Source organism: Actinomycetes bacterium, assembly GCA_022396035.1.
Classification (GTDB): domain Bacteria; phylum Actinomycetota; class Humimicrobiia; order Humimicrobiales; family Humimicrobiaceae; genus Halolacustris.
The window spans coordinates 26,567-45,236 of sequence record JAIOXO010000013.1 but is presented as its reverse complement, the minus strand read 5'-3'; the positions used below and the strand labels follow the sequence as shown (position 1 = coordinate 45,236).

At 38.1% G+C, this 18,670-nt stretch carries 22 protein-coding genes; all 22 read left to right on the top strand.

What is annotated here, in order from left to right; genetic code table 11:
• Window positions 1-111 precede the first annotated feature (111 nt).
• The 22 genes from K9H14_05555 (at window position 112) to K9H14_05450 (ending at window position 18,667) form a co-directional block, all read left to right on the top strand.
• Entirely contained in the window at window positions 112-876 is a 765-nt protein-coding gene (locus K9H14_05555) for a prepilin peptidase (GenBank protein MCG9479659.1), read from the top strand.
• A gap of 9 nt (window positions 877-885) precedes the next feature.
• Window positions 886-1,671: a pilus assembly protein PilM gene (gene pilM, locus K9H14_05550; protein ID MCG9479658.1), complete on the top strand. Its 786-nt coding sequence runs from the start codon at window positions 886-888 to the stop codon at window positions 1,669-1,671.
• A complete protein-coding gene (locus K9H14_05545; protein ID MCG9479657.1) occupies window positions 1,643-2,014 on the top strand; it encodes a hypothetical protein in 372 nt (123 codons plus the stop codon). Before pilM ends, K9H14_05545 begins: the two co-directional genes overlap by 29 nt.
• Window positions 2,011-2,676, top strand: coding sequence for a PilN domain-containing protein (locus K9H14_05540; protein MCG9479656.1), 666 nt, complete (start codon window positions 2,011-2,013; stop codon window positions 2,674-2,676). Before K9H14_05545 ends, K9H14_05540 begins: the two co-directional genes overlap by 4 nt.
• A gap of 15 nt (window positions 2,677-2,691) precedes the next feature.
• Entirely contained in the window at window positions 2,692-3,228 is a 537-nt protein-coding gene (gene pilO / locus K9H14_05535; GenBank protein ID MCG9479655.1) for a type 4a pilus biogenesis protein PilO, read from the top strand.
• The gene (locus K9H14_05530; protein MCG9479654.1) at window positions 3,197-3,715 is read left to right on the top strand and encodes a hypothetical protein; all 519 of its coding nucleotides are present in this window, start codon (window positions 3,197-3,199) and stop codon (window positions 3,713-3,715) included. Before pilO ends, K9H14_05530 begins: the two co-directional genes overlap by 32 nt.
• An 11-nt stretch (window positions 3,716-3,726) precedes the next feature.
• On the top strand, window positions 3,727-4,857 hold the full coding sequence (aroC, locus tag K9H14_05525) for a chorismate synthase (protein ID MCG9479653.1): 1,131 nt from the start codon (window positions 3,727-3,729) through the stop codon (window positions 4,855-4,857).
• Between the two features lie 4 nt (window positions 4,858-4,861).
• The gene (locus K9H14_05520) at window positions 4,862-5,377 is read left to right on the top strand and encodes a shikimate kinase (protein MCG9479652.1); all 516 of its coding nucleotides are present in this window, start codon (window positions 4,862-4,864) and stop codon (window positions 5,375-5,377) included.
• Entirely contained in the window at window positions 5,374-6,471 is a 1,098-nt protein-coding gene (gene aroB, locus K9H14_05515) for a 3-dehydroquinate synthase (protein ID MCG9479651.1), read from the top strand. Before K9H14_05520 ends, aroB begins: the two co-directional genes overlap by 4 nt.
• Window positions 6,472-6,474: 3 nt before the next feature.
• Window positions 6,475-6,909 (top strand): type II 3-dehydroquinate dehydratase, encoded by a 435-nt coding sequence (gene aroQ, locus K9H14_05510; protein ID MCG9479650.1) that lies wholly within the window; start codon window positions 6,475-6,477, stop codon window positions 6,907-6,909.
• Window positions 6,910-6,916: 7 nt separating this feature from the next.
• The gene (locus tag K9H14_05505) at window positions 6,917-7,621 is read left to right on the top strand and encodes a type II secretion system GspH family protein (protein ID MCG9479649.1); all 705 of its coding nucleotides are present in this window, start codon (window positions 6,917-6,919) and stop codon (window positions 7,619-7,621) included.
• Window positions 7,602-8,165, top strand: coding sequence for a prepilin-type N-terminal cleavage/methylation domain-containing protein (locus K9H14_05500; GenBank protein MCG9479648.1), 564 nt, complete (start codon window positions 7,602-7,604; stop codon window positions 8,163-8,165). The genes K9H14_05505 and K9H14_05500 overlap by 20 nt, the downstream gene beginning before the upstream one ends.
• A gap of 11 nt (window positions 8,166-8,176) precedes the next feature.
• A complete protein-coding gene (locus K9H14_05495) occupies window positions 8,177-9,508 on the top strand; it encodes a hypothetical protein (GenBank protein MCG9479647.1) in 1,332 nt (443 codons plus the stop codon).
• A 12-nt stretch (window positions 9,509-9,520) separates the two neighbouring features.
• The gene (locus tag K9H14_05490) at window positions 9,521-10,630 is read left to right on the top strand and encodes a Xaa-Pro peptidase family protein (GenBank protein MCG9479646.1); all 1,110 of its coding nucleotides are present in this window, start codon (window positions 9,521-9,523) and stop codon (window positions 10,628-10,630) included.
• Window positions 10,631-10,647: 17 nt separating this feature from the next.
• A complete protein-coding gene (gene efp / locus K9H14_05485) occupies window positions 10,648-11,208 on the top strand; it encodes an elongation factor P (GenBank protein ID MCG9479645.1) in 561 nt (186 codons plus the stop codon).
• Window positions 11,209-11,210: 2 nt separating this feature from the next.
• Window positions 11,211-11,627: a transcription antitermination factor NusB gene (gene nusB, locus K9H14_05480; protein ID MCG9479644.1), complete on the top strand. Its 417-nt coding sequence runs from the start codon at window positions 11,211-11,213 to the stop codon at window positions 11,625-11,627.
• A 146-nt stretch (window positions 11,628-11,773) separates the two neighbouring features.
• Window positions 11,774-12,577, top strand: a complete 804-nt coding sequence (locus tag K9H14_05475) for a TlyA family RNA methyltransferase (protein ID MCG9479643.1) — start codon at window positions 11,774-11,776, stop codon at window positions 12,575-12,577.
• A gap of 5 nt (window positions 12,578-12,582) precedes the next feature.
• The gene (locus K9H14_05470) at window positions 12,583-13,452 is read left to right on the top strand and encodes an NAD(+)/NADH kinase (protein ID MCG9479642.1); all 870 of its coding nucleotides are present in this window, start codon (window positions 12,583-12,585) and stop codon (window positions 13,450-13,452) included.
• A 13-nt stretch (window positions 13,453-13,465) separates the two neighbouring features.
• On the top strand, window positions 13,466-15,223 hold the full coding sequence (recN, locus tag K9H14_05465; protein ID MCG9479641.1) for a DNA repair protein RecN: 1,758 nt from the start codon (window positions 13,466-13,468) through the stop codon (window positions 15,221-15,223).
• Window positions 15,224-15,225: 2 nt separating this feature from the next.
• On the top strand, window positions 15,226-16,848 hold the full coding sequence (locus K9H14_05460) for a CTP synthase (protein ID MCG9479640.1): 1,623 nt from the start codon (window positions 15,226-15,228) through the stop codon (window positions 16,846-16,848).
• Window positions 16,845-17,546: a DUF1461 domain-containing protein gene (locus K9H14_05455; GenBank protein ID MCG9479639.1), complete on the top strand. Its 702-nt coding sequence runs from the start codon at window positions 16,845-16,847 to the stop codon at window positions 17,544-17,546. The genes K9H14_05460 and K9H14_05455 overlap by 4 nt, the downstream gene beginning before the upstream one ends.
• Window positions 17,519-18,667, top strand: a complete 1,149-nt coding sequence (locus K9H14_05450) for a M20/M25/M40 family metallo-hydrolase (protein MCG9479638.1) — start codon at window positions 17,519-17,521, stop codon at window positions 18,665-18,667. Before K9H14_05455 ends, K9H14_05450 begins: the two co-directional genes overlap by 28 nt.
• Window positions 18,668-18,670: the final 3 nt, after the last annotated feature.

The following is an 18,670-nucleotide window of genomic DNA, read 5'->3' as shown; positions in this document are numbered from 1 at the left end:
AATTGCTGTGTTAATATACAAAGGTACAAATAGTTATTTCCATATTTAAAATTATAGAAATTTAAAAGTAGCCCTGACTGTAGTAAAAATGTAATAAAATAAGGCAATAGCATGGCAGAAATGGCAGACATACTAATATATATAATACTATTTATAGCCGGCCTTATAGTAGGAAGTTTCTTAAATGTAGTAATTTATCGTATTCCCCGGGGACTTTCTATATACAAGCCTACCTTTTCTATCTGCCCCCGGTGCAAAGCAAGGATAGCTTTTTATGACAATATACCCCTGATATCTTATCTGGTATTAAAGGGGAGATGCCGCAGCTGCGGGGCAAAAATACCGTATATATATCCCCTGGTAGAACTGGCAACAGCTTTACTGTTTCTATTGGTCTTTTATTTTTTTGGAATAACCATTCAACTTTTAATTGGCCTGATACTGGTAAGTGCCCTGATAGCAATTTCGGTCATAGACATACAGTTTAGAATTATACCCAATTCTATTACCTGGCCCATGACTCTGGTAGGGATTGCGCTGAATATAATTGACAGGCCATCCCAGTGGTGGATGCCTCTGGCCTTTAGCGTCGGTGCCTTTGTTTTTATGCTGATCATACACCTTATATACCCCAAAGGAATGGGCATGGGTGATGTAAAACTGGCTCTTATGGTGGGGGCATTCCTGGTAAAATCAGTTATTGTGGCTTTGTTTGCAGGTTTTTTGATCGGTTCCATATACGGGTTGGTCCTTATAGCCACCAGAAAGAAAAAATTTAAGCAGGCTATCCCTTTTGGCCCTTTTATTTCCCTGGGCAGCATTATTGCGCTGTTCTGGGGAAATATTATAATTAACTGGTATCTGGGTTATTTTTAAGGAGATTAAATGGGATACATAGGCATGGACATAAGCTCCAACCGGATAGCGGTAGCGGAGGTAACTAAAAAAAGGAACACCTTTATAATAGATAATGCTGCGGTGTTTGAAGTGCCCGAGCAGGTTATAGAAAAAGGTGAGATAAAAGACACCAGGGTAGTGTCCAGCGCCATAAAAGATATATGGGGGTATTACCGGTTTGGTTCCCGAAAAGTATTTGTGGGTTTGTCCAATCCTAAAGTTATTATAAAAGAGATAAAACTGCCTATTACCGATGACCGTGAGATAGAGTCTTCCATAAAGTATCAAATTAATGATCTGGTACCCATTTCTAAAAATAATATAACCTATGATTATTTTGTGGTGGATAAGGATGATGAATCATCAAATATCATGATTGCCGGGGCTGCCAAAAATATGGTTGACAGTATTGTGGAGAGCTTAAGAAACATTAGAATAAACCCTGTGGCCATAGATCTTAATTGTTTTTCCCTGTACCGGGTAATAAATACTGCCTATCATTTCCAGAGCCAGAAAGCTACAGATAAGAAGAATGCCTATTGCCTGGTTAATATAGGAAAGGACATATCCATAATAAATATGTTGACCGGCAACCAGCTAAAATTTCCCCGGTTCAGTAATATCAGTATAAAAACCTTTATTGATTACATAAGTAAGAAAACCAATAAAAGTTATGGGGATATTGAAAAAATACTGGATGATTTTGATTTTGACCAGTCCCTGGATATGCAGTTTGACAGAAATCTTGAACCGGGAATGGGGGGGAGATACTGAAACTTCTGTAAGAAAAGATGACCATGATATTACCTTAAACATTGCTATAAAAGAAGCTAGCAGTCAGTTCATAAATGAAATAAACCGTTCCATAGATTATTTCTTAAATCGTTATTCTACTTATAATATAGAAAAAATTATAATCAGTGGCGATACTTTTAAGAATTTTGATCTATTAATCAAAAAGGAGACTGGCTTTGAGGTAGAACAGTTTAATGTAGGCAACTATTTCAACCTGGATGTATTAAATAAAAAAACCTATTATCTGAATAAGGATCTTAACCATTTTGCCAATCAGCTGACCCTGGCCATAGGGATGGCTTTAAGGGGGTATGGCCTTTGAAATATATAGACCTGCTTCCCAAAAAAGAGAGAGCGTTTAATAAAAGGACTGTAACCTTGAATGTGGTTATAGTTTTGCTAATTATACTGCTTGCAGCAATGGTAATGTCTTTTATTGTAATAAAGGATAGGGCAAAAGACCTTAATTCAAATTTAGCCCAATACCAGGATACAGGGGGAAAGCTGGAGGAGTATGTAGATAAATTAGAGATTTATGAGCAATTTGAGAAAAAAGTACAGAAGAAAGCCCAGTTAGTGGATTCAATCGAAGACAAAGATGTATTGTGGTCTGATATTATTTATAACCTGGGGGAGGCAGTACCTCCCAAAGCCAGTTTGACCAATTTTGAGGGAAGCATGGCTGATTTAGAGAAATTTGTAGAAGAATATTCAGCAGAAATTAGCGGACAGAAGGTAACCTGTTTTACCATTCGGGGATATGCAAATGATTATACTGATGTTTCCCGGTTAATAATAGGTTTGAAAAAAATTCCATACATTGGTGATGCCTGGGTTGAAAGCATTAGTCAAGCCCAGGTAACTGAAGGGGTCAATGGATTGAATTTTGCGGTGGCCACCTTCTGGGATACCGGAAGACTGATAGAAGAATGGGATATTAGTGAAAAAAAGGAAGAACCGGAACAGCAGCAGGATTTAGAATAGGAGTTTGAATAAATTATGACTAATACTCTCAGAATATTAATTATAGTAATAATTATTGTGGTTATGCTGGCAGTATTTCTGGTATTTATAATGCCTGCCCTTAGAACCAATATGGGTACACAGAATTCAATACAGGAACAGAGGCAAACTAACCGGCAGCTTGCTGAAAGGATAAACCAGCTTTCCGGTCTGAAGGATAGATTCAATATACTTTATGCCCAGTACCAGAAATATTCCGTAGAGTTGCCCAGTAAAACTGATATTCAGGTTCTAACCAATGAAATCTATAATATTGCACAGTTTGCGGATGTGGATATCCAGTCGGTAAATTACAATGAGGTGGATGCTGGCGATCAGGAAGAGATTATGGCTATAGATATCAATATCACAGTTAAGGGTACCTACTATGATTTACTGGTGTTTCTAAAAGCACTGGAATCGATGCCCAGGTCTATCAGCCTGGACAGTACTGAACTGGGTTTGGCTGCAGAAGGTTATCCTGATATGATAGGTCTGGTATATGGAAGAACATATTATCAAATTAATCCTTAATATTATGGGAAAGAAGATTACATTAACAATATTGATATTAACACTAAGTATCTTGTTTTTGCCAGGGTGCAGTATTGGCCAATTCTTATTTCCCGAAATCCAGGAAAACCAGGAACTTACTTCCATTCCAGAAGTAGAAATAGATGAGCGAGAACTGGCAATTATAGAAAATATTGATGAAAATATGGAAACCAATTATCAGGCACAGAAAGAATCTACCGTAAACCCGGATGTGGCTGATCCCTTTAAACCCTACTATACCCAGCAGGCCCAGGAAAAAGAGAATACGATAAGGTTGGATCAAATATACAGCCAGGACGGGGTAGAATATGCTGAAATTAAATTCAATGAATTTGACTATAAGTTAACCGAAACCGATGTATTTGCAGAGGTATATCAGATACAGGCCATTAATGAGAATTCCGTGGTTTTGCTAAAGGGTGATGAAATAATAACCTTGATTTTAGGACAACTATTATATGATTGACAGGTGGTAGCTTGAGATTTCTAACCGCAGGAGAGTCGCATGGTAAATCTCTGGTAGGTATAGTGGATGATTTTCCCTCCGGTGTAACCATTGACCAGAATTTTATCAACCAACAGCTAAAAAGAAGGCAATCAGGTTATGGACGGGGACAAAGGATGGATATTGAAGAAGATACCGTTGAATTTTTGTCCGGTTTAAATAAAGGAGTCAGTACCGGTAACCCCATATCTTTTTTAATTGCCAACCTCGACTGGAAGAATTGGAAGAACAACAAAGAAAAACCAATTTACAATCCCCGGCCGGGACATGCTGATCTTAACGGTGTTATAAAATACCATCTTAAGGGCATAAGGGATGTTATAGAAAGAAGCAGTGCCAGGGAAACTGCAGCCAGGGTATGCGCAGGTGCTTTGGCCAGAGAATTTTTATCCGGTTTGGGTATAAACATTTACAGTTATGTGGATAATATTGGAGGAATAACAGTAAAACAGCCGGTTTCAATGAATGTTGAGCTCTGGGCACAGATTGAAAACTCGGAACTGAGGGTTCCGGATAAGGATATGGAATCAAAAATTAAACTCAAGATAAAATCAGCCGGGCAGCAGGGGGATACACTGGGTGGAAGTTTTAAGGTTCTGGCCACAAATGTACCTCCTGGGCTTGGAACCTACAGCCAGTGGGATAAGAGATTAGATGGGATGCTGGCCCAGCATGTAATGAGCATACCGGCCATTAAGGCAGTAGAGGTAGGGGATGGCTTTGATGCCAGAAATATTTCCGGGACTGAATTTCATGATGAAATTTTTTACTCAAAAACAAAACAATTTTATAGGAAAACCAATCATTGCGGAGGAATTGAGGGAGGCATAAGCAATGGGCAGGATATAATTCTGGGAGCAGTTATGAAACCAATACCCACAACCACCAGAGGCCTGAAATCGGTTAATATTAAAACCAAACAGCCGGAAATCAGCCTCAAGGAAAGGTCGGATGTATGCGCGGTACCCAGTGCATCAATTGTAGCCGAGGCTATGATGGCCATAGTGCTTGCGGGAGCAGTTCAAGACAAGTTTGGCAGGGATAGCATGGAAGAAATACTCAAAAGCTACAACCATTGGAAAAAATATTATAGAAGCATCTAGGCAGATGGAGTACTGCAATATATCACTTATAGGTTTTATGGCTTCAGGTAAAAGTACTGTGGGTAAATTGATAGCAGACAAGATGCAAATGGTTTTCATTGATACAGACAGGGTTATAGAGCTGAAACAGGGTATGCCTGTGGCTGACATTTTCAAGAATTTTGGAGAGATATATTTTAGAGATCAGGAGTCAGAAGTTATTGCTAAATTAGGTGACAATAAGGATTGTGTGTTTGCCTGTGGGGGCGGAGTTGTAGAGAGGGGGGAAAACATCAGGGTTTTAAAAAAAAACAGCCTGGTGGTTTATCTTAAGGCTTCTCCCCTTAAAGTTTTAGAGAGAACTGAAGGAGTGTCAGGACGTCCACTTCTGGATGTTCCGGACAAAAAACAAAAAATTATGGATCTTATGCAAAGAAGAGACCAGACTTACCGCAGTAGCGCTGATGTGATAATAGATACTGATATTTATGAACCCTACCAGATTGCGGATATTATTATTTCCATATTTGAAAAAAAATGAAAAAAATAATTGCCAAGACTTCAAATCGTAAATACTCTATATATTTAGGCAATGGTATTTTTAAACATGCTACCCGGTTAATTAACCGGATAAAGGATGCAGAAAAAATACTGCTGGTTTCCAATGATAAAATTGATGCCATATACCATGAGCCGGTAGTTGAAATGCTTAAAAGCCTGGGGCTTAAGTACAGCATACATTTAATAGATGATGGTGAAAAATATAAAAATATTGCCAGCTGCCAGCAAATATATAACCAGCTTTTGGAACAAAATTTTCATCGTAACGATATTGTGGTTGCCTTTGGTGGGGGAGTAATAGGGGACCTGGCCGGTTTCGCTGCTGCTACTTACCACCGGGGGTTAAAACTGATACAGTATCCCTCTACTATTATAAGCCAGGTTGATTCCAGCATAGGGGGAAAAGTGGCGGTTAATTATCAAAAGGTAAAAAATATTATCGGCACTTTCTATCAGCCTCATATGGTTATAATGGATTCCCGACTGCTTTCTACCCTGAAACCTGGGGAAATTCTAAACGGTTTGGGAGAGGTAATAAAATATGGAATAGTTTTTGACCGAAAAATACTTCAGTCTCTGGATAATATTATTACCGGTCCTGATAGTTTAAAAAAGGCAGTTGAAAGTAATAGGTTTATGGAAATAATATATCGTTGCGCTAAGATTAAGGCTCAGGTGGTGGCCGTTGATGAGTATGATACTGGATATAGGAATTTGTTAAATTTCGGCCATACTGTTGGCCATGCCCTGGAAAAGGCTTCTGGTTTAACTCTTATAAATCATGGAAAGGCAGTAAGCCTGGGGATGCTGGCAGCTTTAGATATTTCCATAAGTTTGGGGTATATGGAAACTGAAGTTAAGAAACAGATTGTCAATCTTTATAATAAAATCGGGCTACCGTTAAAGATTGAAGGCCTGGACATAGAAACCATAATGGGGGCAGTAGGGTATGATAAGAAATTTACCGGTAAAAAAAATAAATTTATACTTTTAAAGGGTATAAATAAACCATTTTTTTATTACGGGCTAAAAAAAGATATAATTATAAACAACATTAAAAAAAATATGGGTTAAAAAATGAAAAAAATAATAATAATAAACGGTCCCAATTTAAACCTCCTGGGCCAGAGAGAAGAAAATATTTACGGCCAGGACAGTTTTAAAGAAATCTATGATGGTCTGGAGCAGTTTGCCAAAGATAATGAAGTACAGCTATCTTATTTTCAGTCCAACAGTGAAGGAGCCATAATTGATAAGATACATCAGTGCAGAAATGATTTTGACCTGATTATAATAAATCCCGGTGCCTTAACTCATTACAGCTATAGCATCCATGATGCTATAATAGCCATTAAAATGCCTGCTATTGAAGTACACATCTCCAATATCTATAATAGGGAGCAATGGAGAAGAAAATCAGTTATATCCCCGGCGGTTACCGGGGTTATATGTGGTTTGGGAACAGATGGGTACAAAATTGCTCTTTATGCAGCAATTAATTACTTAGCTTAAAATAGTTATGGCAGCATTATTCAATAAATTCAAGTGTGCCCTGAAAAAGGGTAAGGACCAGGATGGCTTCACTCTGGTGGAGGTAATAGTTGCCTTGTTTATCATTTCCATCATTACCGGTGTGGTTATTCACAGTACTACCATGGCCTTAAACACTTCCCAGATAAACCAGGCTAAGACGGTAGCATTAAATATTGTTAATGAAGAAATAGAAAAAATAAGGGCTATGGATTATCAGGATATCGGTTTAACTGGCTCCGATCCGGAGGGGATACTGGAAGCACAGGTTAACACTGAAGACGGATACAGGGTAAATTATAATATAGGGTGGGCTGATGATGCACAGAATTACAAGCAGATATCGGTTAGTGCCTATAAGCAGCCCATGGTAGAGGAAGTTAAGGTCATTACCCTTGTTTTTCCTGCTGTTGTTTCAACCGGGGATGAACAATTAAACCAACACCCTGCGCCTTACGGACTGTATATAGATAGAGGTTATGATGATGAGACGGTTATATTACAATGGAATGCACCTGATACTGATTCTGTGGTTACCGGTTATAATATATATCGTGACTACGAGTTAATAGGAACCAGTTTGAATACCGGCTATATAGATAATCCTGAAACAGGTATTATTTATATTTATTTTGTTACTGCAGTTTATGAAGATGGAGTTGAAAGTGGGCCCAGTGAAATCCAAAGTACCTAGCTATTTTAAAAAGCAGTCAGGCTATACCATGATAGAAGTATTACTGGTATTAATGCTTATGATAATAGTGGTTGCCGCAATTACTTTAACTTATTTTACATCCAGTAAAGCATCGCAGCTGGTATTGCAATCTTCCACTATAGAAAGAAAAGCAAGAACTACCATTTATACCCTAACCAGGGAACTGCGAGAGACAACCCAGATGATAAGAGCAGAATCTGATTATATTACCTTCAATAGTGATATAAATAGCGACCAGGTGGTAGAAGAAATCAGTTACTACCTTCAACTAGAAGGTGAATCTTATAATCTTTATAAGATTGTAGGCAGCAATCAACCGGTGGAGATTACCAAAAATATAATAAATTCTGATTTTTTCAGCTACTATTATTCAGATCAGCAACAGATTTTAAGTCCAGTAGAACAGGAAAAACTGGAAGATATTGGTATAATAGGCATAAGTCTGAGCATGGATAGTCAGGGTGTCCAAACCGACAATACTACAAAACTGGATACCCATGTTAGTCTCAGAAATAATATTTAGGGGCAAATTATATGAGTAAGGAAAAAGGAAATGTAACTATACTGGTGCTGGTTATGGCCATAGTAATATTACTTGGCACAGCATCCATGATTGGCTTTGTGTTCAGAGATATTAACTTTACTAAAATAGATGAAGAAAATTTAAAGGCACTTAGTTTCGCGGAAGCCGGAATTGCTGATTTCCAGTACAGATTAAAGATGCAAATGGATAATAATCAAGAACTACCGGCCACTGGATATTCCCAGCAATTGGTTGAAAATGAAGTGGTGGAAGGAAGTTATTCGGTAAGCTATCAACCAATTAATGACGGAGACGAGGTAATAGGGTATGACGTTACATCCATAGGAATTGATAGCAGCCAGAGACAGAGAACTATAAGGGCATCCCTGTATTTTAGAGGTACTCTGCCCTTTGATATCTATGACTATATATATTCAGATGCCTCAATGAACTATGGAGACATAACTGCTTCCAATACCCGCATTGTTGGTCCCTTTTTTACCAATGGAAACTTAAACTTAAGTGGGGGAGTTTCATTCCTGGACGGTCCCTTATATGTTAATGGAGATATTATACTGGGAGGCAATTCATCAATAGGTGAAGCCAGCAACCCCATAGACCTTTATCTGGGAGGAGTATTTGAAGATAGAAACGGACAAGAAATTGATCCTCTAAATACCGGGGGTTTGGCCAATGTGCATATAAGCAATTTTTCGGATGTACTGGTAGAATTACCCATGCTGGTAATTGATGATGCTTATATACAAGGATTAACAGATAAAAAGGAAATAGATGGGGACTTGAGCATAACTGATAATAACATTTCTGTGAATAACGTTTCTGTGGATAATTTGGGTAACTATCTCTTTTTTGATGAAAATGAAATACTGAATATTAATGGAAATATAGTAGTAAATGGAAATGTTAATATAGGTATTAAAGAAAAAGCTCCTAATTCAATTTATTATAAGGGCAATGGAAAAATCATAGTAACCGGTGATAGCAGTATAATCGTTTATTATCAGTTAGTAACCGCAAATGCTTTTCCGCAAGAATCATTGATGATGCTGCTCTCTATGTCTGATATTTTTCTTGATTTTGGAAAATCAGAGGGTAGCCCCGATGCAGAGGTTGTAGCCATAAGTAATAATAATTTAAATATTGAGGAAAACGTGATTCTTATAGGCAGCTTTATTGCCGGTCACATCGATATTGATAACAATTCTCAAATATATTATGTAGAAGGCATAAGAGAATATTTACCCCAGGATATACCGCAATCCCAGATTATGCTCGAACATGAAATTATAATAGCCAACTGGCAGGAGATAAGGAATCAGTAAGAAAGGGTTATTGTGGATATCTTTAAACCAAGGCTAATCAGCTTAAAAGAAAAAATTGAACAAAAAAATTACCGGTTATTTGCAGTCCAGAAAAAAGAAAATATCTACTATTTAACCGGCTTCTGGGGTGATCAGGGGGCAAGTATATTGCTGGTAAGCAGCAATAAATGCTATCTGTTGGTACATTTTATATATTATCTGGAAGCAAAAGAAAGTATCAATAATACAGATATAGAAATAGTAGGCTTTCAAACCGATAAATTTAAACATTTTCTTAAACTAGCAGACAGCTTTGATAAACCTTCCCTGGTGCTGGAAGAATCCAGTTTAAGTTACCAGGATTACAAAAAAATAAAAGATATAATGCAACAGAAAAAAATAAAGGTGGAAGTGGTCTCCGGCCTGCTGGAAAAACAAAGAATTATTAAGGATAAAACTGAGATAAATAATCTAAAAAAAGCTTGCCAGGTTTCAGATAAAGTCTATGAATACCTGATAGCTTCAAAGAAAGATTTCTTTTATGGCCTTACCGAAACCAGGCTGGGCCTGGAAATGGAGGAAAAAATTTATGAGCTGGGTGCAGATGGGGCCAGTTTTGACTTTATAATAGCCAATAATCAATCATCAGCCTTCCCACATTATCATGCAAGAAATAAAATGATAAGACCGGGGGCCTTATTATTGGATTATGGGGCAGCTTACGGGCATTATCATGCAGATATTACCAGGACATTTTTTATTGATTTAAAAAAAGAAGATAAATTTAAAAAAATTTATGATATAGTTTTACAGGCTCAAATATTAGCTTTGGAGAATTGCAGACCCGGTATTAAATGCAACCAGCTTGACCAGATTGCCAGAAATTTTATAAAATCCAAGGGTTATGGAGAGTGTTTTGGCCATGGATTGGGCCATGGTGCAGGACTTGAAGTCCATGAAGCGCCGGTAATTGGCAAAAGTAGCAGCCAGAAATTAAAGCCGGGGATGGTGGTTACCATTGAACCCGGTATTTACCTGGAAGGATTGGGGGGAGTAAGGATAGAAGATACGGTGCTTGTGGAAGAAGGCGGATGCCAGCCCCTTATAAATTGCACCAAAACTTATACAAATTTGATTGGATAGAAGAAGGGAATATATTTATGATTACTTCCAATGATTTAAAAAACGGAATGACCATTGAATACGATGGCCAGTTATTTAAAATATTATTTTTTCAGCATGTTAAACCAGGCAAAGGCGCAGCTTTTGTAAAGACCAAACTTAAAAACCTGAATAGTGGAGCCACCATCGAAAAGACATTCAGGGCCGGAGAGAAGATAGAACAGGCCATACTTGAAACCAAAAAAATGCAGTATCTTTATCATGATGTTCATTATATATTCATGGATACTCAAACCTATGAGCAGATACCTCTGGGCTCCGGCAGTCTTGAGGATAAGAAAGATTATTTAAAAGAGAATATGGAAGTTTCGGTGGTATTTTATAAGGGCGAACCAATAGAAGTAGAATTGCCTATATTCATAGAGGCGGAAGTAACCAAAACTCAACCAGGTATTAAGGGGGATACGGTTGGTTCTTCCACCAAAGATGCTGCAGTTGACACCGGGGCCAAGCTTCAGGTCCCCTTATTTATAAATGAAGGAGACATCATAAAGATTGATACCAGGAGCGGAGAATACATGGAGAGGGTTACCAAATAAAAATGGTTAAGATATCCAGGAGGAAAAGTAGAGAAATAGCTATCACCCTGCTGTATCAAAGCGGTCTTATGCGCAAAGATATAGACAAAGTTATATTAAACCAGGAATCATTAGGGGTAGATCTGGATGAATTTGCCCGGAAGCTGGCCCTTGGTGTATACAGTAGAAAAAAAGAACTGGATTCAATCATCGAAAGTGTAGTAAAAAACTGGACCCTGGACCGTATAGCTATTATTGATTTAAATATTTTAAGGGTTGCTATTTATGAAATGTACTATATGGATGATATACCGCTAAAGGTATCGGTAGATGAAGCTATTGAGATAGCCAAGGTTTTGGGTCAGAAAGATGATACCCCTAAATTTATCAACGGCATTCTTGGAAAGATATTATCTAATATGAATTCGAAAGACCAGTAAGGTTTTTTACAAACCCTTTGGTCAAACTAAATCTGGCAGATACAGGTATAATCATTAAAAAATGTTTATATCATGGCTATAACAGATGGAATTCTTAATTTATATATCAGGCAGGGAAGAAAAAAATCAACAGTAAAAGAGTAAAATTGATAGATGAAGTTATGTCCAGGAGGCTGGCTGCAAACCGGCAACTGGCCCGGGCCCTTATTATGGAAGGCCGGATAATTGGAAACCAGCAAGTTTTGGATAAGCCGGGAACACTAATCGATAAAAACACAGATATAAGGGTAAAACAAAAACTGGATTATGTTTCCAGGGGAGCGCTGAAACTTAAATCTGCTTTCGCTAAATTTGACCTATGCGTTAGTGGATTTCAGGCTATAGACGTAGGGGCCTCCACCGGTGGGTTTACAGATTTTTTATTAAGCCAGTCGGCAAACAAGGTAGTGGCCATTGATGTAGGATATGGACAGTTATCCTGGAAGCTAATGAAGGATAACCGGGTTACAGTTCTGGATAGGACCAATATCAGGAATTTATCCAGTGAAGATCTTCCATATCTGGCAGATATAACCGTGGTAGATGTCTCCTTTATATCGCTTAAACTTATTTTTCAAAAACTTTTGGAAATAACCAAGACCGGGGGGTTGCTGCTGATGCTGCTAAAGCCACAATTCGAGATACAGAAAGGCCTGGTCCCGGATGGTGGCGTAATCACCGATTACAGACTGCATATAAAAGCAATAAGTGATTTTATGGAAAGCATAAAAAATACTGATATCCATCTAAAGGGAATTACATTTTCCAGCATAAAAGGAGCTAAAGGCAATATAGAATATTGGATTTATGTGGAAAAATCGGCAAAAGGAAAAGAAATAAATCTAAATTATGATAAAATGGTTGAAGATGTAGTAAGAGAATCTCATTGCTATTTTAATAAGAACGGATAGGTTTTATGAAAAAGATTGGTTTGGTTTCTAATAATAAAAATGAGAGAGCGATACTAGTTGCCAAGGATGTATACGATTACCTTATCAAGCATAAATGCCAGGTTTATCTTCTGGATCAGGATATTCTGGCACAGAAGTACAATCTTGTTTCCTGTAGTAAAGATGATTTCAGTAAAAATGTCGAAATTATCATTTCGGTAGGCGGAGATGGTACTTTTTTAAGGGCAGCCAGATATGCATTTAAAAGAGAAATACCGGTAATGGGAGTAAATGCTGGTAACCTGGGATTCCTGGCCGAGATCGAGACCAATCAATTGTATACAGCTATGGAAAATTTGCTGGAAGATGAGTACTCCATTGAAGAAAGGATGCTCATAGAAGGAAGAATATGGAGGCAAGGCCAGATAGTAGGTGAGCAAAACATTCCCTACCTGGCATTAAATGAATTTACTTTGACCCGGTCCATACTGGAGAAAATAATAAAAATGGAGGTTATAGTAAATGATTGTTCTCTGATGGATTTTGGCGCAGATGGAATAATAATATCAACTCCTACCGGTTCCACTGCCTATTCATTATCGGCAGGGGGTCCGGTAGTAGAACCTAATAATAATTTATTTATAGTTACCCCTATCTGTCCCCATTCCCTTTATAACCGCAGTATGGTTTTAAGTCCGGAAAGTGAGATACAGATAAAAATTAATACCAAAAATATTAATAATACCTTGAGCATAGATGGGGTAAAAAGCTCTGTTAATCTGAATAATGAGGATGTGTTCAGGGTGAACAGCTCCAAATTAAAGTTAAAATTAATAACTTTTAATGATAATATCTTCTTCAAGATATTTAAACAAAAATTACTGAGCAGGAGTTAACTTAGCTTAAGGAATGTTAAAGAAACTTCAAGTTAAAAATTTTGCCATAATTGATGATGCTGAATTAACGCTGGGTAACGGCCTGTGCGTTCTAACCGGGGAGACCGGTGCGGGAAAGACCTTAATCATTGAAGCTATTAATTTATTGATAGGAGAGAGAGCAGACAGCTCTCTTATCAGGGACAATCAGGACAAGCTGCTGGTACAGGGCTTCTTTGATTTCAACGAAAGCCGGGCAGCTAAAAACTACTTGGTAAATGCCGGATTAATTGACAGTGATAACCAGGCTGATGAAGTAATAATTAGCAGGGAAGTAAATAGAAATGAAAAAAACAGGGCTTTTATCAACGGAATATTTGTCCAGGTGTCAACCTTAAAAGAGCTTGGTTCCATATTTATAGATATACATGGCCAGCACGATCACCAGTATCTTTTAAATAAAAAAAATCATTTAGAGGTTATAGATAAGTATGGCAAAAAGGAAATAGAAGATAAAAAACATCAGTATAGGGAAGCCCTGGATAAATACCAGAAAATTAAGAAACAACTGGAACAGCTGCAAAAAATGGAGTCGGCAAAAGAAGAAAAATTAAATGACCTGAGGTACAGGTTAGAAGAGATTGAAGCTTTGAATATCCATGAAGGCGAGCAGCAAAAGCTGGAACAGGAAAGAAAAATTTTAAGGAATTATGAAGTTATATTCCAGCATATATCCGAGGCGGTAAACCTAATTAAGGGAGAAGAAGACCGGGATCAGACTCTTATTAACAATATGGGATTACTGCATAAAAGCCTTAACAGCCTGGCAGAAATAGATAAACAATTTTCGCAGTTTGAACAAGAAGTATCTTCCGCCAGCGACATGCTTGATGAGCTTAGCCATTTTTTGAACAGCTATCTGGCCGATTTTGAATATGACCCCCAGAGATTGGATTTTATACAGGAGCGTTTATTTAAACTGGATGAGGTAAAGAACAAGTATTCAATGACCTTAAGTGAACTTAAAACCTATGCCCTGGATTTAAAAAAGCAGATAGATAATTACAGCAGCCTGGAAAATCAGTTAAAAGATTTAAAAAAAGAGCTGGCCGGCCAGCGGCAGGATGTAGCCAACAAGGCTTTAAATCTCAGCGAAATCAGGAAAGAAATCAGTAAAGAACTAGAAGAGCGTATTACCAGAGAGTTAAAAGATTTGAATTTCAAGAATGTGGTTTTTAAAATAAGTCAGGATTACCTCTTATCGGATGATGGCATAATGATAGGTCAGGACAGGGTAAAGCTGACCGAAAAAGGTATAGATGATATTGAGTTTCAGGTATCCCTTAATCTTGGACAGCAGCCCAAACCGCTGAACAAGATTGCTTCCGGAGGGGAAGTTTCCAGGGTTATGCTGGCTCTAAAATCCATAATCGGGTCTGTGGATTCTATTTCGGTGATGATATTTGATGAAATAGATGCGGGGATAGGAGGGGCTGTTTCCCTGATTGTGGGTGAAAAGTTGTATAAAATTTCCACCGGTTGCCAGGTTATATGCATTACCCATCTGGCGCAGATTGCTGCTTTTGGACAGCATAACTTTGCTATAGAAAAATACAGCAGTGAAGGTGGAACAAAAATTAAAATAACCAGATTATCCGGGGATCAAAAAACCGGGGAAATTGCCAGGATGCTGAGCGGAATGAAAAACAGCAATATATCCATAAAGCATGCCCGGGAGCTGATTAATGAATGCAGCACTATTAAACATAATATAGATAAAGGCAGGGATTAATTTTGGATACTAAATATATATTTGTCACCGGCGGCGTGCTGTCCTCTCTGGGTAAAGGCATATGTGCTGCTTCTCTGGGAAGACTGCTGAAATCAAGGGGATATAGCGTTACCATCCAGAAATTTGATCCCTATATAAATATAGATCCCGGCACTATGAATCCCATACAGCATGGTGAAGTGTTTGTTACCGAAGATGGTGGAGAAACCGATCTTGATCTGGGCCATTATGAAAGATTTATAGATGAAGAGCTGTCAAAATACAATAATTTTACATCTGGAAAGATTTATAAGGCAGTAATAGATAATGAGAGGCAGGGATTATATCTTGGTTCAACGGTTCAGGTTATACCCCATATAACCGATGAAATCAAATCCAGTATCAAAAAAACCCTTCAGCAACGCAGGGTAGATATAGTTATTACCGAAATAGGGGGGACTGTAGGGGATATAGAAAGCCTGCCTTTCCTGGAAGCCATAAGACAGTTTAGAAAAGATGTGGGCAGAACAAATGTTTTATATATGCATGTAACTTATGTGCCTTATCTTAAAACCACCGAAGAACTTAAGACCAAGCCTACCCAGCATAGCGTCAAAGAACTACGGAGTATAGGAATTCAGCCGGATATAATAATATGCAGAAGTGAGATGGGCCTGAATGATGACTTAAAGGCTAAAATTGGTTTGTTCTGTGATATAGAAAAGGATGCTACTATCAATGCAGTGGATGCCGAACACCTGTATGAAGTGCCGCTGTTATTGCAGAAAGAAAAGCTTGACAGTATAGTTCTGGAAAAAATGGGATTACCGCAGCACCCCTCCAATTTAGGCAGCTGGAAACAGATGGTAAAACATATCCATAATCTTGAAGGAAAGGTTACCATTGGTATTGTAGGAAAGTATACCAGCCTTAAAGATGCCTACATAAGTATAGTAGAATCCCTGGCTCATGGCGGTTATTATTTTAAAAAAAATGTGGAAATTAAGTGGATAAATTCTGAAAGCCTTACCACGGAAAATAATATTAAACAGGAGCTGGGAAAGCTGCAGGGCATACTGGTTCCCGGGGGATTTGGCACCAGGGGAATTGATGGAAAAATCAATGCCATTACTTATGCCAGAGAAAACAATATACCCTATCTGGGTATATGCCTGGGTATGCAATGCGCGGTCACCGAGTTTGTCAGAAATGTCTTAGGATTAAAGGATGCCAACAGTTCCGAGTTTGATGCTGATACCTTAAACCCGGTAATTGATTTAATGCCCGAACAGAAGAGTATTAATGTCAAGGGGGGTACAATGAGGCTGGGCAAGTATCCCTGCCGCCTTAAAAAGGGTTCATTGGCCTATAAGGCCTATGGCAAGCAGCTGGTACATGAAAGGCACAGGCATCGTTATGAATTAAACAATAAATACCGGGACAGATTAACAGAAGCAGGGATGATGGTTAGCGGTATTTATCCCGACCAGGACCTGGTAGAAATTGTAGAGGTAAAAAACCATCCCTGGTTTGTAGCGGTTCAATTTCACCCTGAGTTTAAGTCCAGACCGGACAGGCCTCATCCATTATTCAGAGACTTTGTTGGAGCGGCTATAAAGTATTCCCAACAGTTAGAGAGCTTATGAGAAATACCTGGTTCAGGAAAATTTTTATAGCTTTAACCGCAATTACTCTGATGATTATTATAATCCTGGGGCCTTTTGCACTTTACTTTTTCAATACTGCTACCTATATGGAGCTATACCGGCAAAACCAGGTCACAGAGTCGATAGAAAAAGCCCACCTAGAAAAGATAACCTTAAATTTAATTGAATTTTTTAAAAATAAATCTGAAATAATTATTTACGACCCTCCGGGAGCTGCTCCGCCTTTTGCTTTACAGGAAATAAGCCATCTAAAAGATGTAAGGGTTTTAACCAACTGGCTGCTGGGTGTTTTTTATATTTCCGTAGCTTTATTTGCAGGGTCATTAGTTATACTTTTTTTTAGCAATAAAGCAAAATTTATCCGGTCTGCAGGATGGTCTCTGGTTACCGGGACTTCTCTGGTGATGGTATTGCTGGTATTTCTCTATCTGTTTAGCAGCAATTTCATGCTTTTATTTGAAAAATTTCACCAGATATTTTTTCCCCAGGGCAATTATATTTTCCCTGGTGATTCTCTGCTTATAACCCTTTTCCCTATGGGATTTTTTTACCAATACTTTTTAAAATTAATAACAGCCAGTGGCATAATATGGATGTTTTCATTACTATTAGGAATAATATTATTAAAAACTGAAAGAATAAAGAAATTATGGACCAAGAAAGAAAAAACCGGGTAAACGAGGATCGGCTGCTAGACACTTTTTTTAAGCTGCTGAAGGTGAAGAGCCCAACCAGAAATGAAAGAGAAATAGTGGAGTATGTAAAAAATATCTTGGAAGATATGGGCCTTAAGGTATCAATAGATGACAGTGGGAAGAATTTCGGCAGCAATTCTGGAAATATAACTGCCCTGTTTTCCAATAAATATAAACTGGAAGGGCAGCCTATTTTCTTAAATGCTCACCTGGATACAGTGGAGCTTACTGGAGAGGTTGAGCCGGTATTAAAAAATGGCAGGATAGTAAACAGCAACCAGGGCTGTATACTGGGCGGAGACGACAAGGTGGCAGTGGCGGCAATTATAGAAGCAGTCAGGGTGATTATGGAAAAGAAAATTGCAACCCCGGATATATACCTATTATTGACAGTTGGAGAGGAGTGCGGAATATTTGGAGCCAAATACATTGATCTGGAAAAGGTTAGAGCCAAATACGGCTTTACCTTCGATGCTGATGGAGATATAGGTACTATAATAAATAAAGCCCCTTATCAAAATTCTTTCTATATCAATTTTAAGGGCAAGGCAGCACATGCGGGTATTGAACCGGAGAAGGGAATAAACGCTATTGAAATGTCTTCCAGCTTTGTACAGTTATGTAAATTTGGCCGCCTGGATGATTATAGCACTGCTAATGTGGGAATAATAAGGGGGGGGAAAGCAAAAAATATAGTCCCGGACAAGGTTTATATGGAAATGGAAGCCAGAAGCCTTTATGTGGACCGGCTAAATGAGATTACCGATCAATTCTTAAAAAATGCCAGGATAGTGGAAGAAAAATATAAAGCCAAAATAGATGTAAAAGTGGAAAGAGAGTATGATGGGTTTGATATAAAAGAAGATGACATATCCCTTTCCATAGCCAGGTCTGCCATTGAAAAATTGGGCATTAAACCCAGGTTGAAGGCTACTGGCGGAGGCAGCGATGTAAATATTATAAATTCCAGAGGAAAGGTTGCGGTAAACTTGTCTGCAGGTATGGAAAAAGTGCATACCTGTAAGGAATATGTCAAAGTGGAACAGCTGATACTCCTTTCCAGTCTAATGGTTGAAATTTGTAAATCCAGCATAAATGGTTAGGGG